Genomic DNA, 25,745 nt, shown 5'->3' on the forward strand with positions numbered 1-25,745 from the left:
TCTCGCACTTGAAGAACAGCTGACAGCCCGCCAGCTCGTTCAGATAATCCGACGTCCGAACCGGCGTCCGACGAATGTGCGGCACAATCCGATCATGCGCCAAAAGCATGTCCTCATAGCTCGGGATGTGCATCACATCGCCCCCTGCGGCTCGAGGGCAGAAGGTGCGCGCACCGATTCCCTGCTGTTGGTGTTGACCGCCTTGGACCCGGCAATGGCCTCGGCGACCATTTCGGCGGTGACCGCCGACAAGGTCCAGCCCAGGTGCCCGTGACCGGTGTTGTAGAAGACGCGGTCGCGCGCGCCTTGCCCGACCTTGGGCATCATGTTCGGCATCATCGGGCGCAAGCCTGCCCATGGGATGGCGTGTTCGGTGCTGACACCCGGAAAGAAGCGCTCGCACCACTTGACCAGGGGGCGCACCCGGTCGTCGCGGATGTCGAGGTTGTAGCCGTTGAATTCGGCCGTCCCGGCGATCCGGAACCGGTCCTTGCCCAGACGGCTGGTCACGACCTTGGCCTCGTCGTCAAGCAGGCTGATCCAGGGCGCCGCGCGCTGGCTCTCCTCGTCATCGAGCCGCACGGTGATCGAGTACCCTTTCACCGGATAGACGTTCACCCGGTCGCCCAGCCTCGCCCCGATCGCCCGGCTTTCGACGCCGGCACACACGACGATGGCATCAAAGCTTTCGACCTGGCTTTCGTTGTTTCGGCTCCAGGTCACACGCACCGCGTTCCTGTCGACCTCCAGCGCCTCGACATCAGTTCCGAATCGGAGCACCGCGCCGCCCTTCTCGATGGATTTGGCCAGGCCGGTGGTGTAGCGGTGAATGTCGCCGGTGAAGTCGCTCTCGGTGTAGAAGCCGCCGTAGAAATCCCCGCTGAGGGCGGGCTCGATCTGGCGGACTTCTTCGGGGGCCACGGCGCGGCGTTCCAGACCGCCCTCCGCCAACAGCTTGTTGACCTCGGCGGCGTGATCGAATTCCGCCTTGTTCGTGTAGATGTGGAGGATGCCACGGTCCTCACAATCGAAGTCGAACCCGTGGCGCGCGGCCTTCTCTTTCAGCAGGCCGCGCGCGGCAATCGCCATGCGCGTCGTCTGAACCGTGTTGGTCCGATATTGCGGGATCGAGGCCACGAACTCGGCCATCCAGCTATATTTGTGCCAACTGGGCTTGGGATTGACCAGCAGTGGCGCGCCGCGGGTCATCATCCACTTCATCCCCTTGAACACCGTCGACCAACGGTTCCACGTCTCGGCATTCGAGGCTGACAGCTGCCCGCCATTGGCGAAAGAGGTCTGCATCGCCGCGTAGCGGTTGCGGTCGAACAGGGTGACCTCATAGCCCCGGTCCATCAAGCTTGACGCAGTGGTAACGCCGGTGATCCCGGCGCCGATAACGGCAATTCTGGTCATGGTTTCCTCCCGCGACCCAAGGTTTCGTCCTGCCGGATGGCAGGTCCAATCCCCTCTGTCGCAGGATGCGGATTTCAACCCGCAACACGCTTCAGACGCCCGCGCCTTTCACAGTCCTTTTGCCTGAGAGGTTCCGGGGGGTTGCTCCTTCGGCGCCGAGGGTGTCGGCCTCTCCTGTGACGGCTTGGTAGGCTGATATTTATCTACACAAGAAATATTCTTATGTAAAGACTATTTTAATTTTCCCGAATGGCGTCGTCATCGACCAATGCCTGGCGGTACTCGCTGGAGGTGACCCACTTGCCCAGGCGCGCGAGGATCTCGTTCAGGGCCTGCAACTCCTGCACCGACAAGGGGTCCGTCAGGATGATCTCCAAGCGGTCGGAAAGACGCCGTGCGACCTGACGCGTTTCCTTGCCCCTTTCGGTCGTCGACAGCAGAAACACCCGCGCATCTTCAGTCGAATTCTCGCGCGTTATCAGGCCGGCAGAAATCAGATTCTGAATGATGCGAGAGGTCAAACTCCGATCAAAACCTGTGATTTTTGCGATTTCTGCGAAGGTTGTCCCCGGGGTGTCGTCGATCAGGCGCAAGACACGGAGGTCTCTGATTCGGCAGCCGGTCTCCCGCAGGAAGATCTCGTCGTTGGCCGCAATCGCTTCCTGCGCAACGATGTTCAGCCTGTAGGTCAGGCGTTCGTTCTTGAATGTTTTGTCCGACATCTTCGCCGCTCGCCTTTCGCCCGCTTCGCGCAAAAAAGTATCACCTGATACCATGATTTACTCAAGAAATAATCTTAATCAGAAATCATCTTGCCAAACAAGTATCACTCTGCAACTATCTTACGATGATACATGATGGAGCAACTCGACGATGTTCGCAAAGTGGTATGAAGGACAGCGCCCCACCTCGGAAGCCTGGCTGAGGGATCTGCATCGACACCCGGAAACGGGTTTCGAAGAGGTGCGCACGGCGTCGTTCGTTGCCGAAACGCTACGCGCGCTCGGGTACCACGTAGATACCGGCATCGGCGGGACGGGCGTGGTCGGAACCCTGCGCGGCAAGAACGCCAGCCAGGATCGTCCCGGACGCTGCATTGCCTTTCGGGCCGAGCTTGATGCCCTGCCGATGACCGAAAAAGCAGGCCTGCCCTATGCATCGGAAAATCCCGAGCGCTTCCATGGCTGTGGTCACGACGGGCACAGCGTCACCGCCCTCACCGCAGCCGCCTACCTGGCTCAGAGCCGCGACTTCGAGGGCACCGTACGCTTCATCTTTCAGCCAGCGGAAGAACTGCTGACAGGCGCACGGGCAATGATTGCGGACGGTCTCTTCGATCGTTTCCCCTGTGACGAAATCTACGCCTTGCATAACCTCCCCGGTTTGCCTGCCGGAAAGGTGGGCGTTCCGCAGACCGCCGCCCTGTCCTCCGCCGACAATATCGACGTCACGATCCACGCCAATGGCGCGCACGGGTCGATGCCCCATACCGGAGAAGACGCTGTAGCCGCGGCGGCCCATTTCATCTCATCAGTGCAACAGGCCGCCACGCGGGTTACGGATGCGCGCGACGCGGGCGTGATCTCGTTCGGGCTGATCCAGGGGGGAACCGCGCGCAACATCCTGCCCGACACGGTTCGGATCGAGGGCACCATTCGCACGACCGCGGAGGCCGTCCGCGATCGCCTGGCAGACCTTCTGGAAAGCAGCGCGCGTGCCACCGAGCTTCTGTTCGGCGTCCGGATCGAGATCGACATCACCAAGGTTGCCCCGGTCACGCTGAACCATCCTGCCTGTGTCGCCGCCGTCGTCGCATCGGCCGCCCGGATGATCGGCGAGGAGAACATCATCGAGAACGCCCGCAGCATCATGGCGTCCGAGGATTTCTCCGAACTCTCACGCCGCGTTCCCGGTGCCTACTTCTTCGTCGGTCAGGACGGCCGCATGCCACACCACCCCGAATATGTCTTCGACATGGGCATCATCCCGGTGGGGGCCGCCATCTTCGTCGACCTCGCGAAGCGCCGCACGCGCGAGGCGCTCGACTCTTTCCATCTCAACTGAACAACCAGACATCATCCACGGGAGGATCCAGATGATCACCTTTACCAAGACCTTTCTCAATGGCGCCGTCGCCGCGGCGGCCATGATGGCCGGAACCCTTCAAATGGCCAGCGCAGATGTGCTGACCATGTCGTCCTGGGTTCCACCGACCCATTTCATCCATACCGACTTCCTGGTGCCGCTGACCGAGAAGATCGCCGAAGCGACCGAAGGCCGCGTCACGGTCACGATCCTGCCCGCGCCCCTCGCCAGCCCGCCCCAGCACTGGGAACTTGCCCGCACCGGCGTCGCCGACATCACCTGGGGCAACTTCACCTATGAACCGGAGCGCTTCGTGTCGATGTGGTTCGCTGAGTTCCCGAACGCCGGCACCAAGGCAGAGGCGCAAAGCCGCGCCCTGTGGCAGACCTATGAGCAGTTCCTGGCCGACAATTCCGCCTTCGACGGCGTCAAGATGCTGGCGGTCGGCATGTTTGGCGGCGGCCAGCTGCATCATGGCGCGAAGGCCGTGACTTCGCCCGCCGACATTGCAAACCAGAAATTCCGCATGGGCGGCCCGATCCAGGAAAAGCTGCTGACAGCGCTGGGTTCCGTTCCCGTCGCAGCCCCCGCGACCAAGGCCTACGAGATGCTGGAAAGCGGCGTGGTCGATGGATCGCTGCACACGATGGAGTCGGTCGTCAACTTTCGGCTTGAGGATGTGCTGAAGCATCACACCGTGTTCCCGAACGGCCTTTATGACGCCACCTTCTTCGTGGCCATGAACGGTGCCAGGTGGGATGGGCTGAGCGACGCCGACAAGACCGCGATCGAGGGCGTCATCGGCGAAGGACTCTCTGCCGCATGGGGCAAGAACTTCGACGATCAGAGCGTGGCAGCGGTGGAAAAGCTGACCGCCAGCGGGCACGAGGTCGTTGAAGCCTCGCCTGAACTGATCGCGGAAGTGGACCGGATCTATGGCGCCATGGTCGCCGACTGGATCGAGGCCGCCAAGGGGGCCGGCGTCTCGGACCCGCAAGCCATGCTCGATTTCTACAAAGAGACCTACAATTCGCTGGCCGGCGAATAGCCACCGCGCCGTCGCGCAGGGGGGCGGCCGTCCGCTCCCCCGGTTTATCAGGGAGGAGACAAGATCATGCTGTCCATGGCATGGAAAATCCGCCGCGGGGTCGAAACAGTCATGGCACTGTTCCTCTTGGCGATGGTGGCGCTGACCTTTGCTGATGTCATCGGGCGGCGCCTTATCGGCAAGCCGATATACGGCTCGAACGACATCACCGAACACTTGATGGCCCTGGTGGTCTTCGCGGGCCTGCCGCTGGTCACCGCAGCGGCCGCACACCTGACGATCGACCTCCTGGACAAGCTGGTCGGCCAATCCTGGATGGCCTGGTGGCGGGTTCTGGTGTCGGCGACTGTGGTCGTCGTTCTTGGCGTGATCGCCTGGCTCTTCGTCAAGCACGGACTGAACGCGGCGCGCATCTCTGAGGTCAGCCAGGCGCTGCGCGTGCCGCGCGGGCCGCTTTATTTCTTCATGGCCTTCAGTTGCGCGCTTTCGGCGCTCGCTGCGCTGGCCATCGCCTTCACCGGCCCAATGGTCGATCCGAACGACACACATGAGGAGGACGCGCTATGATCACCGGTTCAATCGCGATGGCCGTGGCCATCCTGCTTGCCTTCTTGCGCGTTCCACTCGCCTTCGCGCTGCTGGCCGTCTCGGTCGCCGGCATCGGCTTTGCCATCAACTGGAATATCGCCTTCCAGCTGCTTCCGCTGACGATATCGGATGCCGTCCTGTCCTACGACCTGGCGGTTGTGCCGATGTTCATCCTGATGGGGAACGTAATCTCGAAAACCGGGATCGCGGCCGACCTGTTCCGCGCCGCCTACGCCTTTGTCGGACACGTACGCGGCGGGCTGGCCCTGTCCACCATGGTCGCCTGTTCCGGCTTCTCGGCGGTTTGCGGGTCAAGCTACGCGACAGCGGCGACGATGGCCAAGGTCGCCTACCCCAGCATGCGGAAGTACCACTACTCCGACGAATTGGCCGCGGGCACCATCGCGGCGGGCGGCACCCTGGGCATTCTGATCCCGCCGTCGATCATCATGGTGGTCTACGGCATCCTGACCCAAACGAACATCGGAGATCTGTTCATCGCGGGTGTCGTTCCCGGTCTTCTGGGGCTGGGGTTCTACATGCTGGCCATTCGCCTCGTGGCGGCCCTTGATCCCAGCCATGCGCCGCAGGGCGAGAGGACCCCCTGGGCGGAGAAGCTCAAGACGCTTGCCGGCGTCTGGCCGTTCCTGCTGCTCTTCGGACTGATCATCGGCGGGCTTTACGCCAAGCTCTTCACCCCGACTGAGGCCGCCGGCATGGGCGCGGGCCTCGCGATCCTCATTGCCACCTTCCACGGAAAACTGAACTGGTCCGTCCTGCGCACGATCGTCGTCGATACCGCCTACACGTCGGTGTCGCTTTACACTGTGCTGTTCGGCGCATTGATGCTGTCAAAGCTGTTGACACTCTCCGGCCTGGCGGCGGGGGTCTTGTCGCTGGTTCAGTCCACCGGTCTGGAGGGAACGGCCCTGATCCTGGCGATCATGTGCGTCTTCCTTGTCCTGGGCTGCGTCATGGACTCGATGGCGATCATCCTGATCTTCGTGCCGCTCTTCGCGCCCATCGTCGTCGCGCAGGGATTCGATCTGGTCTGGTTCGGCATCATCGTGATCGTCGTGACCGAGATCGCACTGATCACGCCGCCGGTCGGCATGAACGTCTTCGTGCTGAAGGCGGTTCTTCCGGATGTGCCGGTCGTTCGGATATTCAAGGGGCTCATCCCCTTCATCGGGGTCGATATCGTCCGGTTAGCCATCCTGATTGCGTTTCCTGCCATCACGCTTTGGTTGGGAAGCACCGTGGGTTGAAGCGCGCGTCGCACGCGAAGCGCCCGGGCTCCGCGTGCGACCTCACCTGGAAAGCGGTTGGTGGGGCGTTTGATCTGGTCCTAATTGCCAAGTTTCAACCGATCGTCGGCTTTGGGAGAGCCGCGTCACAGCACCTGACAAGATCTGCATGGTCAGTTTTGGTGAAGGACTTTCGATGCGGGTCGCGGCGGAAGGAATGAACCGCACCGGGTTTGCCGGAGGCTCCACGTCCTGAGTAGGACGGAGTGTGTCCGTCGTCGTGAGGCAGCCGGGAAATTCCAGCTTCCAGAGATCCAAGGTCGGGGCTCAGAGCAGACGCGAACCGCCTCGATCCTCACGCGGATCAGCCCCTCGGCACGGTCCTTCGTGCGGAGCGAGAAGGTCTCTTCAACCCTACCGTAGGTCTTAACGATGTCTTTGGGGACGGCAGCGCGGTGGTAGTAGGTAGCGCCACGGCGGTAGAGTCGAGTGTGCCCAGGCATCTTTTCCAGAGCCGACACTGTAACACCTTACCGTAACATCCTGACGAAACACCCCAATGAAGACAGGCATTTACTGAGAATGCAAGTACTTAGGGGGATTTGGTGGAGCAGAGGTCTGCCAAGCCACGTTCCGTCATCATCTGAGATTGTCCAGTGCGCCGTTGTATCAAATAGGTAATTCACAGTCACGATTCCTCAATATTCTTGCTTGTTCCGATCTGTTCTCCTATTAATTGGGGGATATCTTGGGGGACAAAATGACCCAGAGCCTTAATCGTCGTCCAGCGAAGGCCCTCACGGCCCAATTCGTGAAGACGGCGACCAAGCCAGGTAAGCATTTCGACGGGCACGGGCTTTATCTGCGGGTGGCAGAGAATGGATCGCGCTACTGGGTTCAGCGGATCGTGATCCGGGGGAAGCGGTGCGAACTGGGGCTTGGCAATGCGGATCTCGTGTCGCTGGCCGAGGCGAGGGAACTTGCCCTAACCAATCGCAAGCTTGCCCGCGCCGGCGGCGATCCATTGAGGGCACGGCACGAGGCGGCCGCAATCCTGACCTTCGAGGAGGCCGCCCGAAAGGTCCACGAACTTCACAGGCCGACTTGGCGGAACAAGAAGCACGCGCAGGACTTCATCGCTTCGCTGGAAACCTACGCGTTTCCCAAGTTGGGAAGACTGAGATCGACAGACGTGGCCACAGCCGATGTTCTGGCTGTCCTCATGCCAATCTGGACCGAGAAGGCCGAGACTGCACGCCGAGTGCGGCAACGGATCGGCACAGTCATGAAGTGGACAATCGCGCAGGGATGGCGTCAGGATAATCCAGCCGAAAACATATCGCAGGCGCTCCCAAGGGTGGCGAAGAGGCCTGAACATCGCAAGGCCCTGCCCTACGAAGAGGTGTCGGGCTGCATCGCTGCCGTGTGGGCCTCCGGAGCGGGGATCTCGACCAAGCTTGCCATCGAGTTCCTGATCCTGACCGCCGCCAGATCCGGTGAGGTGCGGGAAGCACGCTGGGATGAAATCGATTTGAACGACAGGGTTTGGGAGGTTCCGGCCGCGCGCATGAAGATGAAGCGCCCGCATCGCGTCCCTCTGTCGCCGCGCGCGATGGCCATTCTTGCCGAAGCCATGGCTCTTAGCGGCGGATCAGGTCTCGTGTTTCCGGGCACGAAGCCGGGCCGACCACTGTCCGACATGACTCTGTCCAAACTGGTCAAGGAACTCGGCTTCAAGGCCGACGTCCACGGCTTTCGCACGTCCTTCCGCACATGGGCCCAGGAACGCAGCACTTTTCCCCGCGAGGTGGCCGAAGCGGCTTTGGCCCATCTTTCCGGCGATGCAGTCGAACGGGCTTACGCTCGATCGGATGTCTTTGACAAGCGCCGGAAGATGATGGGGGCATGGGACGCGTTTCTCGATGGCGAGGCGAGCAAGGTAGTGAGGATACGATGATGAAATGGGGATGGTTCCTGGCCAGACCTCCTTGGGAGATCGGCCCGTCACTACCGAAAGAAGATGAGTGCCAGACGAACTCCGAAAGCTCGTATGCGAAGGAGACTCATATGAGTCGTGCTTACGAAGAACTCCTTTGGGCAATGGGAGGCGGGCCTCGTCCGAAGCGCGCGCGAGGGCGTCCGGCCGTGCCCCTATCGATCGACCTGCGCCGCGCCATTGTTGTGGAAAAATACATGTCTCTATTTAGGGGACTCGGGCGAACGCATTCCAGAAATCAGGTTGTTGCGTCGCTGCAAAGACTGGCACATTCGGGCGATCTGGGTGAAAGCGAAGCGCAACTGTTTCCCCATGGAAACCTGGCGTCCTCCATAAGTAGAGGAATGCAGGAGCTGAGGAAGCTAAGGGCGACTTTTTTGAGATCCTGACTCTCCCGCGTTGCGAAATATTCGCGGGGATTTTTCCGCAAGTTACCCGGCCGGCGTCTTCGTTCATCGTGCTGCCATGTCCCGAAGCATTCCGAGAGGAAACGACATGGCCAGTGATCTCAACGCCACGCGCCAGGAATATTATAAGGCGCCGATCAAACTAGTTGCGGACAGGCACCTTCGCCGCTCTGCCGTCGAACAACTGACCGGGCTTTCCCGATCGACAATCTACGATTTGATGGCCAAGGGGCAATTCCCGCGGCCAGTTCGCCTCACCGCCAAGGCCGTTGCATGGCCTGAAAGCTCGATCGTCGCGTGGCTGGCCGCGCGCACGTCCGCGTGAGCAATCCGGGAATGGCACAGCTTCCGGCACTTCAGCGCTTCAACAATGCCTGTCTCGGCGATGGCGGTCGCACGGCGCGCGCCAGTTGCAGGAACAGCGCCGACCGGGCGCGCGTTGACTGGGCGATCATCTCTTCGACGATGCCGTCGCTTTTCGCATATTGCGAATTGACGCGCCACGACAACAGCGCGATCAGCCCCGTGCTTTGCGTCGGGGTGAAAAGACGTAACGCTTATATTCCAACAGTTTGCGCTATTCTGAATTCTGGAATCGAGAGTGAGGAGCCGGAAGGCCGCTGCCACGAGGATGAGGAGTCCGAGGAATTCCAGGAAACTAGCGACGTCGAGGATGCCAGCCAGGAGCCGAAAGATAAGCGGGCCGCCCTGACGCCGGCCCGCCCTACGGTCATTCCCAAGGCGGAACCGCTCGTGAAGTTAATGTTCGTTGGTTTCGAGCCGATCACCCAGCGCCCCGCAATGGAGCCAAGCCACCTCCCTCCAGCCGATCTCGGCGGGATCCTCAACGCGCTGGGCGTGGTCGAGGGCATGCGGGGCAGGATGTTCTGTTGTGGGCGCGAGCATAGGGCCGAACTAGCAGGCCTACTAGCCTGGCTGGGCGGGATCGCGCGGCCGACTTCCTTGCCTCATCAAGGCCAATGCGCTGCAAGCCTGCTCGCTGGAGCGCGTCTCCGCCATCTCGAAGCTGATCGGGTAGAGGGTAATGGCTGACCCCTGGCTCAAATTCTACACCTCCGACTGGCGCTCAGACCCGCGCCTGCGGATGTGTGGGATCGCCGCGCGCGGCTTGTGGATCGAGATGATCTGCATCATGCACGAGGCAACCCCTTACGGCCATCTTCTCGTCAGCGGCCAACGCCCGACTGATGCGCAACTCGCCGTACAGGTAGGAACGACACCGGATCAGATCACAGCATTGCTGGGTGAACTGGAATCCGCTGGCGTGTTCTCCCGCACGAGACAGGGTGTCATCTACTCGCGCAGATTGACACGCATGGCGAAGAAGGCGGCAACCGCTCGCAATAATGGTCGTAAGGGGGGCAACCCAACACTCAGAAATAAAACAGAAAATCTACGGCCGATTAAGGACTTGGATAACACTGGCGATAACACCCAGAAGCCAGAAGCCAGATACCAGAATATTAGTAGCAGCAGCCCTAGCGCGCGCGAGGAGCAGGGGCTGGCAGAATCGGTTGCGCCGCAATCCGTCGATGACGACATAACCAACCTCTATGATCGCGTCGTGGCCGCCGCCGGCCTGCAGGTGGGTACCATCCCGACGTACTGGATGCCTCCCACTGCGATCTATCATGTCGCCCGCTGGCGCGATCTCGGCCTCTTCGACGACGAGATCGTCGAGATCGTCCGCAACCAGCGCCGCAACCACGCCGAACCGCCATCAGGGCCAAAGGCGTTCGATCGGGCGATGCAGATCTGCTCGTCCACCAAATCCCTTCCGAAGCTCGAACCCATCCAGCAGATAGGATACAGCCATGGCAGACCAGCAGGAACCCCCCACCCAAATCACGAACGTCTCAGACGCATTGCTGAAGCGGCTGCAAGAGGCACGACGTAGGAAAGAGGAGCGGCGCAACCGCCTGAATCCTCGCCTCATGTCCATGCTGGGCCCGTTCTGGTCGAGGCAAGAGACACCAGACGCCATCTTGGCCATCGACCTCGAATGCTGGCTCGATGTCCTCGAAGTCTATTCCGACGAGGAGATCAGGCGGGCCTGGGCGGAGTACCAGCGCAGCGGCCCCCGTTCGGCCCGCGGCGTCCTCTACAAGCCCGATCCTGGCGCGCTTTACCAGATCATCGAGCGCAACCGAGCCCCAGCACGCGAGGCCGAGTACCGAAAGATGATGGAGAGCATCAAGACCGAGGAGGCGCAGGCTGAAGCCGAGCGCCGCGCCTCCCTGCCGACCTACGAGCGCGCCAAGGAGATACTGCGCGAGGTCGCGGCCGCCAAGACCGACAAGCCGGATGGAGACGTCTAAGTGAACCCGCGCTTCCAGCATGCGATCTTCAACACGGACGGCCTCTGCCAATGGCTGAAGGCCGCCGTGCCGGGGCAGATTTGCGTCTACCATGCGTCGAAGAGCGCTCGCCGTGTCGCCGCCGCCCGGTCGCACCTCTTGGGCGCGCAGCTGTAAGCAACACCGCGATTGGCGCAAGGCATGAATACTGGGAACGACCAAGATCTGATTGATTTGGTCCGGCATGCCTCGGCAATGGAAGCGTGCTTGGAGAAGACATTTTGCGCCCTTTTGACCTATTTTTCACATCCGAACACCTAGGGCTTTATTGGTGTCTAGCCGTGACCGGAGAACAGCAGAGAGGCGAAGGTGTTGAGCGGGGCGCGCCGACCATCGTTAAGCAGAACCAACATAGAACACATTCGGGCACTATCGTCGTGGGCACCGACCGCATCCGGGTTCGAGGCCCGACCACGCGCGGCGTTTGGACGACCATCGAAATTCTCGTGTGCCCGGTGACATTCTCCCCTCACCCACAGCAGATCGAGTCTGCCCGACGAGCCTGCGATGACTGGCGCCAATCGCTGGGTTGGTTGCGAGACGGGCTCATCGAATGCGGGATGCTAGCGAGGTCGCGGTGACAGAGGTCAAACCGAGGGTGCGGTCGTGTGAACGAACCCCACCAAGCCGCTGTTAACGGCTGGATTTCACCCTGCGGCTGCAATACCGTTTCAAAAAGATTTTTCGGGGGGCAGATTCACCAATGGCTTCAATCGACAACGGCTCTGACCTCGGCATTGAAGGCGCGCTTTTCAAAGCCGCCGACAAGCTGCGCGGCAATATGGAGCCGTCGGATTACAAACATGTCGCCCTTGGCCTGATCTTCCTCAAGCACATCTCGGACGGGTTCGAGGCAAAGCGCGCCGAACTTCAGGCCGAATACCCCGAGGGCGCCGAGGATCCCGACGAATACCTCGCCGACAATATCTTCTGGGTGCCGCAAGAGGCGCGCTGGTCGCATCTGCAGGCCAGCGCCAAGCAGCCCACCATCGGCCGCCTGATTGACGAGGCGATGATTGCCATCGAAAAGGTCAACCCGTCCCTCAAGGGCGTCCTGCCCAAGGACTACGGCCGTCCCGCGCTCAACGCCGTCATGCTGGGCGAGTTGATCGACCTGATCTCCGGCATCGCGCTGGGCGAAGGAAAAGACAAGGCGCGCGACCTGCTGGGCCGTGTCTACGAATACTTCCTCGGCCAATTCGCAGGCTCCGAGGGCAAGCGGGGTGGCGAGTTCTACACCCCCCGTTCGGTCGTCCGCACCATGGTCGAGATGCTGGAACCCTTCAAAGGCCGCGTCTACGACCCCTGCTGCGGATCGGGCGGCATGTTCGTGCAGTCGGAGAAGTTCGTCGAGGCGCACGGTGGCCGTCTGGGCGACATCGCCATCTACGGGCAGGAGTCGAACTACACCACCTGGCGGCTGTGCAAGATGAACCTCGCCGTCCGCGGGATCGACGCCGACATCAAGTGGAACAGCGAAGGCACCTTCCACAAGAACGAACTGCCCGACCTGCGCGCCGATGTGATCCTGGCCAACCCGCCCTTCAACATCTCGGACTGGGGCGGGGAGCGGTTGCGCGAGGATGGGCGCTGGAAATACGGCATCCCGCCCGCGGGCAACGCCAACTTTGCCTGGCTGCAGCACATCCTGCACCACCTGTCGCCCACCGGCACGGCGGGGGTGGTGCTGGCCAATGGCTCGATGTCTTCCACCCAGTCGGGCGAGGGCGAGATGCGCCGCGCGATGATCGAGGGTGAGGTGGTCGATTGCATGATCTCCCTGCCGGGGCAGCTCTTCTATTCCACCCAGATTCCGGCCTGCCTGTGGTTTCTGGCGAAAGACAAGTCGAACGGCATCGCGCGGAACCGCAAGCTGCGCGACCGGCGCGGCGAGGTGCTGTTCATCGATGCCCGCAAACTAGGCTTCATGGTGGACCGCACCCGGAAAGAGTTTTCCGACGCCGACATCGCCCAGATCGCCGAGACCTACCACGCCTGGCGGCTGGGTGAGAGCTACACCGACATTCCGGGCTTCTGCAAGTCGGCGAGCCTGGAAGAGATCCGGTCCCACGGCCACGTCCTGACGCCGGGCCGCTATGTCGGGGCCGAGGCGGCGGCGGAGGACGAGACGCCCTTTGCCGAGCGTTTCGCCGGTTTGCAGGAGCAACTGGAGGCGCAGTTCGCCGAGGCCGAGGAATTGACGGCGACCATCCGGGCGCGACTGGCGGGGGTCGGGTGTGAGTGATTTCGTTCCCTTGGCTGACCTGTGCCTGAAGATCACGAAAGGCACGACGCCGAATGCGAAGGACGGCGGCTTTGCCGACAGCGGAATTAACTATATCAAGTCCGAAAGCCTTTCTTATGACGGCTCGATTGATGCCACCAAGTTTGCGTTCATCTCTGAGGAAACGAACCAACGATTGAAGCGGTCCATCATTCAGGATGGAGATATTCTTTACTCGATTGCTGGCGCGAACCTCGGAAAATGCGGGATCGCCCGCTCGGAATACTTGCCCGCAAACACCAATCAAGCTGTAGCAATTATTCGCGTTGATGAGCGGCGCGCTTCGAGCCGCTTTGTTAGTCTCTGCCTTCGCAACCCGAGCTTCGTTCAATCCGTTCTCGGCGGGGTAGCACAATCAGCACAGCCAAATGTGAACCTCGCTGATATTGGCCGCTTCAGAATCCCGAACCTGCCCCTCCCCGAGCAACGCGCCATTGCTGCCACCCTCGGGGCGCTGGATGACAAGATCGAGTTGAACCGGAAGATGAACGCCACGCTGGAGGCCATGGCGCGGGCGCTGTTCCGCGACTGGTTCGTCGATTTCGGCCCCACCCGCGCCAAGGCCGAAGGCCGCCCCCCCTACCTCTCCCCCGACCTCTGGCCCCTCTTCCCCGCCCGCCTCGACGCCGAGGGCAAGCCGGAGGGGTGGGCGGCTGGAACCCTGGGTGCTGTCGCCACAGCGCGGAACGAGGGAGTCGACCCCTCGGCGATCAGCCCCGACACGCCCTACATCGGCCTTGAGCACATGCCGCGTGGGTCAATCGCGTTGGCCGACTGGGAAGGAGCGGGTAAGGTTTCCTCAAACAAGGCCGCTTTTGCCGCAGGAGATTTCCTGTTTGGCAAGTTGCGCCCCTACTTTCATAAGGTCGGTATCGCCCCGGTCGCAGGTATCTGCTCCACTGACATTGTCGTTGCGCGCCCGAAATCTGCGGCTTGGGCCGGATTCGTCCTCGCTTGTATTTCGGACGAGGAGTTTGTCGCCTATACCGACAAGACCTCCACAGGCACGAAAATGCCCCGGACAAGCTGGTCGATCATGGCCAAGTATCCCGTGACACTGCCGCCCGCCGCGCTAGCCCAAGCATTCAACGATACCGTCTCTGCGATGTTTGAGCGGATCAAGGCCAACATCCACGAATCCCGCACCCTCGCCCAGACTCGCGACCTCCTTCTGCCGCGCCTGATGTCAGGGGAGTTGCTGGTGGCCAAAATCAGCGCATCCAACCCAAAGGGTATCGCATGAATCTCACAGTGCACTCCAAGAACGCCATGCTGCTGGGTAACGGCCTGATCGCCCATGTCCGTCGGTTGCAGGACTATCTCAAGAAACACGGCAAGCTGCCGACGAGTCCTTATCTGACCTACACCCAATTGGTCGAACAGACTGGGGCGCGGCTGGCGATGATGGGCATCGGAAATCCGCTCGACGAGGCGATGCAGGCGGTGCACGCGCCCGGCGTGCCGGAAAAGATGCGCGGCCTGACCATGTTTGTCCGTCCGAAAAGTGGTGAAATCGCCTATGGCGCTGGCAAGCATGATTGGCACGGCATCAACGCCAAGAACGTCATGCAATACCGGAAAGATGTTCTCGAACAGGATTGGTCGGGCGTGGCGTTCACGTCTGCAGATAGTGAGGTCTGAAATTGCGGACCTTGCTTCACACATTCCTGGAGCTCGGGGACGCGGTATCGCGGAACCTGGCCTTCGCACATGCCAATGACGGCAAGATAAGCTATGGCGAAGAGACCGTAACAGAAACCAATCTGCTGGAAATCCTGCGTTGGCACTCCGATCGCGGCACACAATTGACTGCCATCTCAAAAGGTCAGGAAGCCAAGATCGGCGCCGATTGGGAGTGGGTAGTCGTCGGGCGGAAATACAGCCTTTTCATGCGTGTGCAAGCCAAGCGCACGAAGAAAAACGATCGCTTGACGATCAAGCACAAAGTCGGCAAGGCACCCAATATCCAAGAGCAGATCGACATTCTCATAAACAACTGTCCTGCAGCCACTCCTGACGAAATAACCTGGAAGCCTGTGTATTGCTTCTATTCGAAGAACTCGGAGCGAAAGCTCTGGAAGTCTGCTGGAGGAAAAACCCCTTGGCGCCCTTACGAATATGGGTGCCTCATTGCAGACGCGACCGATATCAAGAAGAAGACCAGCATCAAGACGATTCAGGATGTCGAAGACGTATCAGTTCCATGGCACATCTTCTTTGCGCCGATAGGCTTCAAGACCCGGTACTTTTTTGCAGAATGGGCCGAAGGTAGCGACGGCACCTTGGGTTTCTTGATGTCAGAAGGTGTCATGGCAGTTTCGCCTGACCTTACTGATGACCGCAAGTCGCCAACAAATGGCTTTCCAACCATCGAACAACTTAACGGCGAGATGGCAATCGACAAGGACATGGTCGGCGTCAGAGAAACTAACCCCGAGGAGCTGGAGCGCGTTCGCACTCGGGATCGTCGGGACGGAGTTGATGCTCCTCGATTCCTGATCCTCAATGTAAAGGATGAACCGAGCAGGAGGCGCGGATGACCACATTGCCAGAAGGCAAAGTTGAAGCAGTCCTCCTCGATCCACTTGCTGCGCTGGGTTACTGCTGCATAAGTGACGTGGGTTCAGGCCTAGATGGCACGACACCTGAGCCGATGACCAAGGCCAGACAGATGTCGGAGGCGGTGTTGTGACCCGCCCGCCCCTAACCCCGATGCGTTGCGTTTTTCGCAACTGGACTCTTGACCTGGTGGAGAAAATGTCCACTTATGCGTTCATATCTCCCTCGGTGCTTCGGTGCCGGGGCGCGCGGCGGCCCCAGTGGCCGCTGCTGCTTTTTCGGGGGTTCGCATGAGAACCCATGTCTATGTCGACGGTTACAACCTCTACTTTGGTTGCCTCAAGAAGACTCCGCACAAGTGGTTGAATCTGCACGCGCTTTGTAGCGCGCTGATGCCGCAGAACGACATCCGTGCCATCCGCTATTTCACCGCGCAGGTCAGCGGCACCCCGCATGATCCCGACCAGCCGACCCGCCAGCAGACCTATTTCCGGGCTCTGCGCACCTTGCCGCAGGTCAGCATCCACCTCGGCCATTTCCTGACCCACGAGGTCAGCATGCCCGACGCCGCCGACTGGCAGCGCGGAAGATACACCCCGCGGCGGGTGATGAAGACCGAGGAGAAGGGCTCGGACGTCAACATCGCCACGCATCTGTTGATCGACGCCTTCGATGATGCGTTCGACGTGGCCGTGATCGTCAGCAACGACAGTGACCTCAAGGAACCTATCTCGGTGGTTCGCAACCGGTTCGGCAAGACAATCGGGATTCTCAACCCCCAAGCCAAGGTCAGCCGCGCCCTGCAACCGCTGGCGCATTTCATCAAGCCGATCCGGCCAGGCGCCTTGGCGAACGCGCAGTTTCCGGCCGTAATGCACGACGGCAGGGGCCAGTTTCACAAACCGGCGCGGTGGTAGGAGTCGGGAATGGCAACACTGAGCGAAGCCGAAGTCGAAGCTGTCCTGCTCGATCAGTTGGGCGCGCTTGGCTATGCCTGTCTGAACGATGCGGTTTCGGGCCCCGATGGTTCGTCACCTGAGCGCGAAGCCTATTCGGACACGATCCTTGCGGGGCGCCTGCGCGAGGCGATGGCCCGGCTGAACCCGCAGATCCCCGAGGATGTGCGCGAGGATGCGCTGCGCCGCGTGTTGGCCAGCGACCGCCCCTCCCTGATCGAGGAGAACCGCCGCCTGCATCGGTTCATGGGCGAAGGCGTGCCGGTGGAGTATCGTGCTGACGACGGCACAATCCGGGGCGATGCCGTGCGGTTTGTGGACTCTGAGGACCAGCAGAACGACTGGCTGGCCATCTCGCAGTTCACCGTAATCGAGAACGGGGCCAACCGCCGCCCGGATGTGGTGGTGTTCTTGAACGGTCTTCCGGTGGGCGTTATCGAGGTGAAGAAGCCGGGGGCCGAGACCGCAACGCTTAGCGCGGCCTTCAACCAGTTGCAGACCTACAAGGCGCAAGTCCCGTCTCTCTTCCGCGCAAATGCCGTGCTGGTCACAACCGATGGCATCCAGGCCCGGGTGGGCTCGCTCACCGCTGATCTGGAACGCTTCATGCCCTGGCGCACCACCGATGGAGCCGAAGTAGCGCCCAAGGGCGCGCCGGAAATGCCGGTGTTGGTCGAGGGCGTATTCGCGCGGTCGCGCCTTTTGTCGCTGATGCGGGATTTCACGGTCTTCGGCGACACCTCCGGCGGCATCGCCAAAATCATCGCGGGCTATCATCAGTTCCACGCCGTGAAGCGGGCGGTGGCCAGAACGGTCGAGGCAAGCCGGTCGGAGGGCGACCGCAAAGCCGGGGTGATCTGGCACACGCAGGGTTCGGGCAAGAGCCTCCTCATGGCATTCTACGCGGGGCAGCTTGTGCGCGAACCGGCGATGGAAAACCCGACCATCGTCGTCATCACCGACCGTAACGACTTGGACGACCAGCTATTCGGCACCTTCTCGATGTGCCGCGACCTGATCCGCCAGGCGCCGATTCAGGCCGACAGTCGCGAGGATCTTCGGAAGGCTTTGTCGCGCGCCTCGGGCGGGGTGGTGTTCAGCACTATCCAGAAATTCGCACCGGAGAAGGGCGGGGCCTATCCGCTGCTCACGGATAGGCGAAACGTCGTGGTGATCGCTGATGAGGCACACCGCAGCCAATACGGGTTCAAGGCCCGCGTCGAGAAGACCGGCGATATCGCCTACGGCTTCGCCAAGCACCTGCGCGACGCCCTGCCGAACGCCTCCTTCATCGGCTTCACGGGCACGCCGATTGAACAGGACGACGTGAATACGCCCGCTGTGTTCGGCCATTACATCGACATCTACGACATCAGCCGCGCGGTTGAAGATGGGGCGACGGTGCCGATCTATTACGAAAGCCGCCTCGCGCGGATCGAGCTGCCAAATGAGGAAAAGCCAAAGGTCGATGCCGAGATCGAAGAGCTGACCGAGGATGAGGCGGTCAGCGAACAGGAACGGCTGAAGCGGAAGTGGTCCACCGTTGAGGCGCTTGTCGGTGCCGAAAAGCGGCTGCGCATGGTTGCCGAGGACCTCGTCGCCCATTTCGAGGCCCGGGTGCAGGCGATGGACGGCAAGGCCATGGTGGTCTGCATGAGCCGCCGGATCTGCGTCGACCTCTACAACCAGATCGTCGCGCTGCGTCCCGACTGGCATTCCGACGACGACAGCGCCGGTCTGGTAAAAATCGTGATGACAGGATCAGCCTCGGACCCCGAGGCCTGGCAGCCCCATATCGGCGGCAAGGCCCGCCGCGATCTGCTGGCCAAACGGGCGAAGGATCCGAAGGACCACCTTAAACTGGTGATCGTTCGGGACATGTGGCTGACCGGCTTCGACAGTCCCTCCATGCACACGATGTACATCGACAAGCCGATGCGCGGTCATGGGCTGATGCAGGCCATCGCCCGGGTGAACCGGGTGTTCCGCGACAAACCTGCCGGGCTGATCGTCGACTATATCGGAATTGCACAGAACCTGAAGTCGGCCCTAGGCCAATATTCCAAGGCGGACCAGGAACAGGCAGGGATCGACGAGGGCGAAGCCGTCGCAGTTCTTTTGGAACGCCTAGATGTCGTGCGCGCCTTGTTCCACGGCTTCGACTACTCGGCCGGATTGACTGGCACCCCGCACCAACGACTTGTCGCGCTGGCAGAGGCGCTGAACTGGGTTCTGGCTAGACAGGACGAAGCAGCGCAGCGCGAAACCGACAGAGAGGCCAAGAAGGCGGCGCATCGCCGATACACGGATGCGGTTCTCGCCCTCTCAAAAGCGTTCGCACTTTGCTCAGCCAGCGACACTGCCCGCGATGTCCGCGACGAGGTCGGCTTCTTCCAGACGGTGCGCGCAGCCATGGTAAAGACTGCCGACACGTCCGGTCGGTCGGCCGCGGACCGCGATCTTGCCATTCGTCAGATTGTGAATGATGCCGTCGCCTCGACCGAAATCGTCGACATATTGTCGGCAGCCGGACTGTCGTCGCCCGATATTTCCATCCTGTCAGACGATTTCTTGGCCGAAGTCGACAAAATGGAAAAGAAGAATCTCGCCCTAGAGGCACTCAGGAAACTGCTCAACGACGAGATCCGGTCGCGCAGTAGGTCGAATGTTATCGAGACCCGAAAGTTCTCGGAGCGGCTCGAAGAAGCCATCGCGCGCTACCACACCAATGCCATCAGCACTGTTGAGGTTCTTCAGGAGTTAATCGCACTGGCCAAAGACGTTCGCGACGCACGAAGCCGCGGTGAAGAGACTGGCCTGACACCCGAAGAGATCGCCTTCTACGACGCGCTGGCCGACAACCGGAGCGCGGTTGACGTGCTCGGCAACGACCAGTTGAAAGTCATCGCCCATGAACTACTGACAGGACTCAAGGCCAACGTCAGCATCGACTGGGCGCACCGCGACAGCGCCAGGGCGCGTCTGAGGGTCCTCGTCAAGCGTATCCTTCGGAAGTACGGCTATCCCCCGGACCTTGAGGAAGCGGCAGTGCGAGGCGTTCTGGCACAGGCAGAAGCGATGCTCTCCGAGACGGTGCTGTGACGTGGGATTGTCCACGAGGATTCGGAAAGGCGGGTAGTTGAGGTGGTCCACAATCAAGAACAAATCTCAAACGGTCGAAGCCTATTCCAGTGCGTTCCCCGTGCTTTCCTTTCAACCGCTCTTCTCGCCGTTGCCGCATTGGCGGGCCCCGCTACGGCCGAGACGTACCAGTTGGTCTGCGAAAACTCTCGCCAAGAATACCTGGTGCGATTCAGCGATGGCGATACAAACATCCATCTGGATGTACCGGAGGGAACCACGCTCTATCGCGTCCTCGCGGTGGAGGAAACAGAGGCGCGACATGTGGTGGTGGCACTGACTATGAATGATGGCCCCACTGTCAGGCTTTCGCTGCGACCCTATCTGCGGATGGAATACTGGAGTGGAAACGAGGTATTTCAAACTGATGCTTGCCGAACACAATAGACGGTCGCACCAACAGGAGCCCCCCCCCTTCGGCGTGGTTCCTCTCTGCCCCCGAACGTATGCGGGCGGGGGCAGCGCTGCGGCGCGGTGCCACTGGACCCGGTCTATTGCGACGTTGCCGTGCGCCGGTGGTAGTTGGCGACGGGGAGTAAGGCGGTACCGGCGACTTCTTCATGTCGATAAAGTAAGCTGACGTTTCCGTCGGCAAATCCGTCATCCTTGGATCCAAAGTGTAAAACTCAGAGCAGCAACGACGGAGCCGCAGTCACATCTTGGTTGCGTGATCATGTCGCCTGCGCATAGCCTTGACTGGCATGCTAAAGGCGAGAGAGGCACGCGGCAATGAATGTATTTCGGAAAGCATTTGCAAGAGAACCTTTGGGAATGTTCGCAGCAATTACTTCTCTGATCACCGCCGTGGTGGCTGTTGCGCCTATAATATTCGACGATGACTTCACTGTAATATCGGAATGCTCACCCGTTACACCGGAGAGCCGTGTTATCGGCGGCGCCGGCGGCCTTGCCGGGGCAGGAAGCCTCTATATTGAGGGCACATGCAGACTAATTAATGCTGAGAGATTCGACATTGGCGTTATTGACATAACAACCATTCCGATATGGTACTCAGGAAACGACAACCCAAGAACCGTAGATGATACTCGGCGGCATCAAATCGCAAATAATGCAGATTTCTTTGATAACCCCCCTATCCTAAACGCGCTATCAGCCATGGAGATCCACGTGATCTTCGAAGTTGATCACTCGGCGCGTTTCTCTTGGCTTGCTGTAGGAATTGGGAAGTACGCGGCCTCCTTGTCGGACGCGGGGCCACTCAAATTGAACGATCTTTACCTTTCTGCACTAAAATCTGATATGGAGTGCTATCGAGAAGGTATGCCGATAGAGCGGGCAATCCGGGAAGTTTTTGAGGGTGAGCCCGGATACTCACTCGTAAGTATTCGACTCGCCAATGATCAGAGAATAGAAATTTATCCAAATTTTGAAGGATTCTTTGACAGTAACGGCCTGCCGATGGTTGGAACTCCCGCCTGCCCAGAACTCTCAGAATACTACTTAGACGCCGATAACTAGGTGTTTGATCCCATGGTTTGATGGTGCGATCCTTTCGCAGGAATGGAAGGAACCCGTATGGGACAGATACGTCACGGCTGCGCCACGACTACGTGCGCCGTCAGAGCGGCAATACTGGGATCGAAAGCTTCGACCGCGGCGCTGAGACGCGAGTTGGGCAGTGACAAGGATCAGTAACCGATCCAGTGGATCATTTCCCCGACGAACCCGAAGACTGTAATGCCCCCGCTGAAGTTGCGCCGCCCTGGCCGCCCTTGGTTGACTACACCGTCGGAGAGCAGGCCCGCGCAGCCGACGAGGTCGAGGCGCTGCCGGAAGGCGCCGCAATCGTCAAGATGCTGAGCGACTCCGCGGTTCTGCGCGACCGAGCGCGCGCGTGCCGATGACAGGCCCTGGGGCGAGAGCGGTCGTTCAAGCAGAGCAATTAGACCTCCAAAGTGCAATCGGCCGCCTTAGCCGGCGGCCGAGCATCAATGAACTGCTTAGCAGAGCTGTTAGCTAGCAATGGCCAATGACTGCACGTAGCCCGCACGCAGTTTTGCGAGAAGCTTGTCATTCCCACCGTACACCTCTGCTGCGTTCGGGTTAACGTGCAGCATATTCTTAAGGCTTTGGCGCGCCATCCAGTCGACGGTACGCTCAAGAGCGGCATCCGCTTCGACAGAAGTCGCCTCAAGCATCTCCTCGGTGTAATAACTCGACATAGTAGAGCCTTCCTTGGTCTGGACCCAACTGACAGCACTTCTCGGCTCCCACGTCAAGCCAGAACGACCCGTTCGGTTCTCGGACCACCCTTGCAATCAAAGATTGAGGCATGGTTATCATCGCGTGCTGCCCTAGCGGGCTTCTGTAAAATTTTCAAGGCGGAGTCTGCCTTCATGAAGACATCAGCTGCGCAGTCTCCGCAGACTAACAACTACCGCTCCGTATTTGCCGAACTTCAAAATGTTCTACCACACGGCACTCAGCCCCTGATTAGCGCAGACGGTGATGTGTCAGCTGAACCTAGATGGGATGTGCTGCCGGCTTTGCCAACAGACGTCTTCGGCGCAGTCGCGCACTTGTTACGGGTAAGTGGTGTGATGGGCTGGTTCGAGCCTGCTCCAGAGTGTGACGATCCTGCCTTGTCTGTACACATCACCATGGAAGAAAGAGCTTTGTTGAGGGACTGGGCCTTCAAGTGGCGAACTGGCGACGACGCTGGGCCGATTCAAGACCTTTGGACTGCACTCGTCATCAACCACGGGTCCGATTGCCTCCGACCAAGGCTGCTGTCTCAGAATCGCCAAGGTTCACTCGAATGGTGTAGGGTAGCCTTGAAACTCCTCGTCGTTGCCGACCTTGCTGCTGAAGGCTTGGCTCGGCCGCTTCCACAGGATGAGGAAAGCGCAAACGTCATGCGCGATCTGCTGAAAGCAAAGAACAAACCTGATAGGGACGGCGAAACTGAGCTTACGATCGCTGGGAGCGCCCTCAAGCGCCGACATCGGCATCCAGCCTCAATGACGACGCTAATTGATACCGACGTGGCATGCGTTCTTCCCAAGAGCAGGGTGGCACAGGTCGGATGTACTCTGCGCAGCCTTTCTGCAAATCTCGCGCTGTTGCCGCCAAGGGCGTCTGTTAGGTGCCAGTGGGCAGAGCCAGTCGCGCAGCTTCGGGATGATGATCGGGCTACACTGGATATCTTGCTGATTCCGGCCCCTTTTGAGATCAATGGGGTCGACTTCCAGGAGCGGCCCTCCAGGGGCGAATCTAAGGGTAGGCGCCCATGGGGAAATTTCTCTCTCCATCAAAGCTGGCTAAAAGAGGCGTCTCAACTCGAAGAAACAACGCAGAAGCTAATCGAAGCCGCCAAAAGGCAGACCAGATCTCTGAATGCCATAATGTTCCCCGAGTTTGCACTGGACTGGGAAAGTTTCGATCGCATCTGCAAGGCTGCTTGGAGCGCGGACCCTTCGTTGGAGTTTATCATAGCTGGCTCCTCTAGGAACTGCGAAGGTCACGAAGGCAACCACGTTCTAACCGCCCTTCGTCACGACAGCGCGACGTCCACCGCAACCACGCGGCCCTGGATTTCTGCTGTGAGCCGAAGAAAGCACCATCGCTGGCGCCTCGATGCGCGCCAGATTTCTGATTACGCGCTAGCGAGTGCCTTGAATCCTGCGGTCGACTGCTGGTGGGAGAGCCACCAGATCAGGACCCCGGAATTGTACTTTCATCGCTTCAGGCAATCTTCCACGTTCGTAACGATGATCTGTGAGGACCTCGCGAGGAGTGACCCCTGTCATGAAATTATTCGCTCGGTAGGGCCAAACCTTGTGTTCGCTCTGTTGATGGATGGTCCCCAACTTCCCGGACGTTGGGGCGCAAGATATGCCTCCAGCCTCGCGGACGACCCTGGTTGCAGCGTTCTGACGTTTACGTCTTGGGGGCTGGTCAAGCGAACCAACCAAAGCGGAAAGTACGATCCGTCGCGCTCAGTTGCGCTTTGGAAAGACGAAACCGGAAACGTGGAACAGATATTGATGCCCGCTGGCGATGGCCCGGCCGGAATTCTGGTTTCATTGGCAGGAAAGACCACCCGCGACTGGACTATCGACGGAAGAGGTGTCGAGAACTGGTCATGGAGATTTCACGGCCAGCAGCCGATCCTGCCCTAGGGCGTTCCAACTGGGCGGCTAGCGTTGTAGGAGCAGTTGCGCGTGACTGCCTGCCTGTGCACGCCGTTGCGGTTCTTCTGGATCGGTGTTGATGTGGCGTCGATGTAGACGGTAACGCCGAATGCCCAACGCCTTATGTTGGGTAGTAACTTTCTGATTCATTTCGAAACTTTTGTTTCGGCGCTAGGACTTGAGGCAGCGAACTTCAGGTTATGTGACTGAAGGCGAGGAACTCAGAGATTCCGGCTATTTCGAATTTTGATTGGGGGATAATTGGGGGGATTAGAAAATCTATCTATGACAATATTGTAATTTTTTCAAATTCTTAGTGAAATAAATTGGTGGAGCAGAGGGGGATCGAACCCCTGACCTCGTCATTGCGAACGACGCGCTCTCCCAACTGAGCTACTGCCCCGCACCGGGGGCGTATTTGGCCGAAGCGCAGGAGGTTGTCAAGCGATCCGCCGGCCGTCGGGCAAGATTTTTCTTCAGGCCGGCGCCGGTGCGTTCTGGCGCACGAAAGCCTCGATCTCGGCGGCCGGGCGGGCACCGGCAAGGCGCGCGACCTCGCGCCCCTTCGCATAGAGGATCAGGAGCGGAATGCCCCGGATTCCAAGGCGCTGGGAGATCTGGGGATGGTCCTCGGTGTTGATCTTGGCCAGCCGCGCACGGCCCTTGAGCGCCATGCTGGCCTGAGCGAATTGCGGCGCCATCATCCGGCAAGGCCCGCACCACGGCGCCCAGTAATCGACCAGTAACGGCAAGGTATCGCCGCGCACCATCTTGTCATGCACTGCGGGGTCCAGTGCCGCAACCTTGCCGCCCGCCAGCGGGTCACCGCAGGTGCCGCATTTGGGGCTCTGCGCGATCCGCTCGGCGGGCACGCGGTTCGTCTGGCCGCAGGTGGCGCAGGTGAGTTTGAAGCTCTCGGTCATCACACCCTCAAATTCGTTATTTCGAATATATTGTGCGTGACAGGTATCGCCGCAAGAGCCGGTCAGAGAAGATCTTCCTCTTCCCCGGTCACGTCGATGTCCAGCGCCTCCAGCCCCGCTTCGAGATTCTCGGCCAGATGCGGCATGCCCATCAGATAGTCCTCGGTCGGAATGGTCGCCTCCGTCATCGCGGTTGTCACGGCCTCATCGAAGTCCTCGGCGTCGAAGCTGCCGCGCCCGATCCAGGCGACAGCGGTCAGTTCCGCCTTTTCGTCGGCGTTCAACCCTTCGATGAATTCATGCAGCTCCACCCGGGCGACGTTGCCTTCGCGGGCAAGGAAGACCACCTGGACGGCAGTGGCGGGGGCTAGCTCTTTCATGGCGCGACCTTTCCTGTTCTGCGTCCAGTGATCATGCCACGATTGATCCTACCTTGTCCGAAATCAAATCTTCCGACCAAAAGCAGCCGAAATGCGGCCGCGCCCGGTCAGGTGGCACCGAAGGCGATCGCGGACTATCTAAAGACGATGGACGCCAAGGCCACGCGTCCGGCCGCGATATCG

The 25,745-nt window shown here is 60.2% G+C and carries 25 protein-coding genes, 1 tRNA gene, 2 pseudogenes and 1 riboswitch; of the genes and pseudogenes, 20 read left to right on the forward strand and 8 right to left on the reverse strand.

The window, feature by feature from the left end:
- The 3 genes and pseudogenes from OE647_RS09640 to OE647_RS09650 form a co-directional block, all read right to left on the reverse strand.
- Positions 1 to 133 (reverse strand): annotated as a pseudogene (locus tag OE647_RS09640) (threonine/serine dehydratase); the annotation flags it as partial.
- Complete coding sequence (locus tag OE647_RS09645; RefSeq protein ID WP_263721523.1) at positions 133 to 1,416, reverse strand: D-amino acid dehydrogenase; 1,284 nt, start codon at positions 1,414 to 1,416, stop codon at positions 133 to 135. The gene OE647_RS09645 and the pseudogene OE647_RS09640, both read right to left, overlap by 1 nt.
- 101 nt (positions 1,417 to 1,517) lie before the next feature.
- Positions 1,518 to 1,603, reverse strand: a riboswitch (glycine riboswitch).
- Positions 1,604 to 1,652: 49 nt separating this feature from the next.
- Positions 1,653 to 2,192, reverse strand: a complete 540-nt coding sequence (locus OE647_RS09650) for a MarR family winged helix-turn-helix transcriptional regulator (RefSeq protein WP_263721524.1) — start codon at positions 2,190 to 2,192, stop codon at positions 1,653 to 1,655.
- A 97-nt stretch (positions 2,193 to 2,289) separates the two neighbouring features.
- On the opposite strand from OE647_RS09650, the gene OE647_RS09655 reads away from it, so the two are divergent.
- From OE647_RS09655 to OE647_RS09670, 4 genes are all read left to right on the forward strand, one after another.
- Complete coding sequence (locus OE647_RS09655) at positions 2,290 to 3,480, forward strand: amidohydrolase (protein ID WP_263721525.1); 1,191 nt, start codon at positions 2,290 to 2,292, stop codon at positions 3,478 to 3,480.
- A gap of 31 nt (positions 3,481 to 3,511) precedes the next feature.
- Complete coding sequence (locus OE647_RS09660) at positions 3,512 to 4,549, forward strand: TRAP transporter substrate-binding protein (protein ID WP_263721526.1); 1,038 nt, start codon at positions 3,512 to 3,514, stop codon at positions 4,547 to 4,549.
- A 66-nt stretch (positions 4,550 to 4,615) separates the two neighbouring features.
- On the forward strand, positions 4,616 to 5,116 hold the full coding sequence (locus OE647_RS09665) for a TRAP transporter small permease (RefSeq protein ID WP_263721527.1): 501 nt from the start codon (positions 4,616 to 4,618) through the stop codon (positions 5,114 to 5,116).
- Positions 5,113 to 6,405 (forward strand): TRAP transporter large permease, encoded by a 1,293-nt coding sequence (locus tag OE647_RS09670; protein WP_263721528.1) that lies wholly within the window; start codon positions 5,113 to 5,115, stop codon positions 6,403 to 6,405. Before OE647_RS09665 ends, OE647_RS09670 begins: the two co-directional genes overlap by 4 nt.
- 152 nt (positions 6,406 to 6,557) lie before the next feature.
- On the opposite strand, the gene OE647_RS20170 is transcribed toward OE647_RS09670, so the two are convergent.
- Positions 6,558 to 6,887 (reverse strand): DUF6538 domain-containing protein, encoded by a 330-nt coding sequence (locus OE647_RS20170; RefSeq protein ID WP_412174943.1) that lies wholly within the window; start codon positions 6,885 to 6,887, stop codon positions 6,558 to 6,560.
- A 257-nt stretch (positions 6,888 to 7,144) separates the two neighbouring features.
- Between OE647_RS20170 and OE647_RS09675 the strand changes: the two genes are divergently transcribed.
- From OE647_RS09675 to OE647_RS20240, 15 genes and pseudogenes are all read left to right on the forward strand, one after another.
- Positions 7,145 to 8,341, forward strand: coding sequence for a tyrosine-type recombinase/integrase (locus tag OE647_RS09675; RefSeq protein ID WP_263721529.1), 1,197 nt, complete (start codon positions 7,145 to 7,147; stop codon positions 8,339 to 8,341).
- Positions 8,342 to 8,875: 534 nt separating this feature from the next.
- The gene (locus OE647_RS09680; protein WP_318527943.1) at positions 8,876 to 9,112 is read left to right on the forward strand and encodes a helix-turn-helix transcriptional regulator; all 237 of its coding nucleotides are present in this window, start codon (positions 8,876 to 8,878) and stop codon (positions 9,110 to 9,112) included.
- An 11-nt stretch (positions 9,113 to 9,123) separates the two neighbouring features.
- Positions 9,124 to 9,840: a hypothetical protein gene (locus OE647_RS09685; protein WP_263721530.1), complete on the forward strand. Its 717-nt coding sequence runs from the start codon at positions 9,124 to 9,126 to the stop codon at positions 9,838 to 9,840.
- Positions 9,833 to 10,705, forward strand: coding sequence for a hypothetical protein (locus OE647_RS09690; protein ID WP_263721531.1), 873 nt, complete (start codon positions 9,833 to 9,835; stop codon positions 10,703 to 10,705). The genes OE647_RS09685 and OE647_RS09690 overlap by 8 nt, the downstream gene beginning before the upstream one ends.
- Positions 10,706 to 10,793: 88 nt before the next feature.
- Positions 10,794 to 11,126, forward strand: coding sequence for a hypothetical protein (locus OE647_RS09695; protein WP_263721532.1), 333 nt, complete (start codon positions 10,794 to 10,796; stop codon positions 11,124 to 11,126).
- Positions 11,127 to 11,282: a hypothetical protein gene (locus tag OE647_RS09700; RefSeq protein ID WP_263721533.1), complete on the forward strand. Its 156-nt coding sequence runs from the start codon at positions 11,127 to 11,129 to the stop codon at positions 11,280 to 11,282. It begins immediately after the preceding gene.
- A gap of 586 nt (positions 11,283 to 11,868) precedes the next feature.
- Positions 11,869 to 13,410, forward strand: coding sequence for a class I SAM-dependent DNA methyltransferase (locus OE647_RS09705; protein ID WP_263721534.1), 1,542 nt, complete (start codon positions 11,869 to 11,871; stop codon positions 13,408 to 13,410).
- On the forward strand, positions 13,403 to 14,692 hold the full coding sequence (locus tag OE647_RS09710; RefSeq protein WP_263721535.1) for a restriction endonuclease subunit S: 1,290 nt from the start codon (positions 13,403 to 13,405) through the stop codon (positions 14,690 to 14,692). Before OE647_RS09705 ends, OE647_RS09710 begins: the two co-directional genes overlap by 8 nt.
- Positions 14,689 to 15,090: a hypothetical protein gene (locus OE647_RS09715; RefSeq protein ID WP_263721536.1), complete on the forward strand. Its 402-nt coding sequence runs from the start codon at positions 14,689 to 14,691 to the stop codon at positions 15,088 to 15,090. Before OE647_RS09710 ends, OE647_RS09715 begins: the two co-directional genes overlap by 4 nt.
- A gap of 2 nt (positions 15,091 to 15,092) precedes the next feature.
- Complete coding sequence (locus OE647_RS09720) at positions 15,093 to 15,989, forward strand: DUF6615 family protein (protein ID WP_263721537.1); 897 nt, start codon at positions 15,093 to 15,095, stop codon at positions 15,987 to 15,989.
- Positions 15,986 to 16,141 carry a hypothetical protein gene (locus OE647_RS09725; protein ID WP_263721538.1) on the forward strand — a complete coding sequence of 52 codons (156 nt, stop codon included), beginning with the start codon at positions 15,986 to 15,988 and terminating at the stop codon, positions 16,139 to 16,141. The genes OE647_RS09720 and OE647_RS09725 overlap by 4 nt, the downstream gene beginning before the upstream one ends.
- A gap of 157 nt (positions 16,142 to 16,298) precedes the next feature.
- Positions 16,299 to 16,925 (forward strand): NYN domain-containing protein, encoded by a 627-nt coding sequence (locus tag OE647_RS09730; protein ID WP_263721539.1) that lies wholly within the window; start codon positions 16,299 to 16,301, stop codon positions 16,923 to 16,925.
- Between the two features lie 9 nt (positions 16,926 to 16,934).
- Positions 16,935 to 20,066 (forward strand): type I restriction endonuclease subunit R, encoded by a 3,132-nt coding sequence (locus tag OE647_RS09735; RefSeq protein WP_263721540.1) that lies wholly within the window; start codon positions 16,935 to 16,937, stop codon positions 20,064 to 20,066.
- An 810-nt stretch (positions 20,067 to 20,876) separates the two neighbouring features.
- Positions 20,877 to 21,584, forward strand: coding sequence for a hypothetical protein (locus tag OE647_RS09740; protein ID WP_263721541.1), 708 nt, complete (start codon positions 20,877 to 20,879; stop codon positions 21,582 to 21,584).
- A gap of 57 nt (positions 21,585 to 21,641) precedes the next feature.
- Positions 21,642 to 21,743: pseudogene (locus tag OE647_RS20240) on the forward strand (IS481 family transposase); the annotation flags it as partial.
- A gap of 335 nt (positions 21,744 to 22,078) precedes the next feature.
- On the opposite strand, the gene OE647_RS09745 reads toward OE647_RS20240, so the two are convergent.
- Positions 22,079 to 22,288, reverse strand: coding sequence for a hypothetical protein (locus OE647_RS09745; protein WP_263721542.1), 210 nt, complete (start codon positions 22,286 to 22,288; stop codon positions 22,079 to 22,081).
- 174 nt (positions 22,289 to 22,462) lie between these two features.
- On the opposite strand from OE647_RS09745, the gene OE647_RS09750 reads away from it, so the two are divergent.
- Positions 22,463 to 24,247, forward strand: coding sequence for a hypothetical protein (locus tag OE647_RS09750; RefSeq protein WP_263721543.1), 1,785 nt, complete (start codon positions 22,463 to 22,465; stop codon positions 24,245 to 24,247).
- Between the two features lie 339 nt (positions 24,248 to 24,586).
- Here OE647_RS09750 and OE647_RS09755 read toward each other — a convergent pair.
- The 3 genes from OE647_RS09755 to OE647_RS09765 all read right to left on the reverse strand — a co-directional run bounded on the left by OE647_RS09755 (position 24,587) and on the right by OE647_RS09765 (position 25,562).
- Positions 24,587 to 24,662 (reverse strand) — tRNA-Ala (locus OE647_RS09755).
- A 73-nt stretch (positions 24,663 to 24,735) separates the two neighbouring features.
- Positions 24,736 to 25,182, reverse strand: coding sequence for a thioredoxin TrxC (gene trxC, locus OE647_RS09760; RefSeq protein WP_263721544.1), 447 nt, complete (start codon positions 25,180 to 25,182; stop codon positions 24,736 to 24,738).
- 62 nt (positions 25,183 to 25,244) lie between these two features.
- Positions 25,245 to 25,562 carry a DUF3775 domain-containing protein gene (locus tag OE647_RS09765; RefSeq protein WP_263721545.1) on the reverse strand — a complete coding sequence of 106 codons (318 nt, stop codon included), beginning with the start codon at positions 25,560 to 25,562 and terminating at the stop codon, positions 25,245 to 25,247.
- Between the last annotated feature and the right edge of the window lie 183 nt (positions 25,563 to 25,745).

Source organism: Albidovulum sediminicola (genome assembly GCF_025751575.1).
GTDB lineage: Bacteria > Pseudomonadota > Alphaproteobacteria > Rhodobacterales > Rhodobacteraceae > Albidovulum > Albidovulum sediminicola.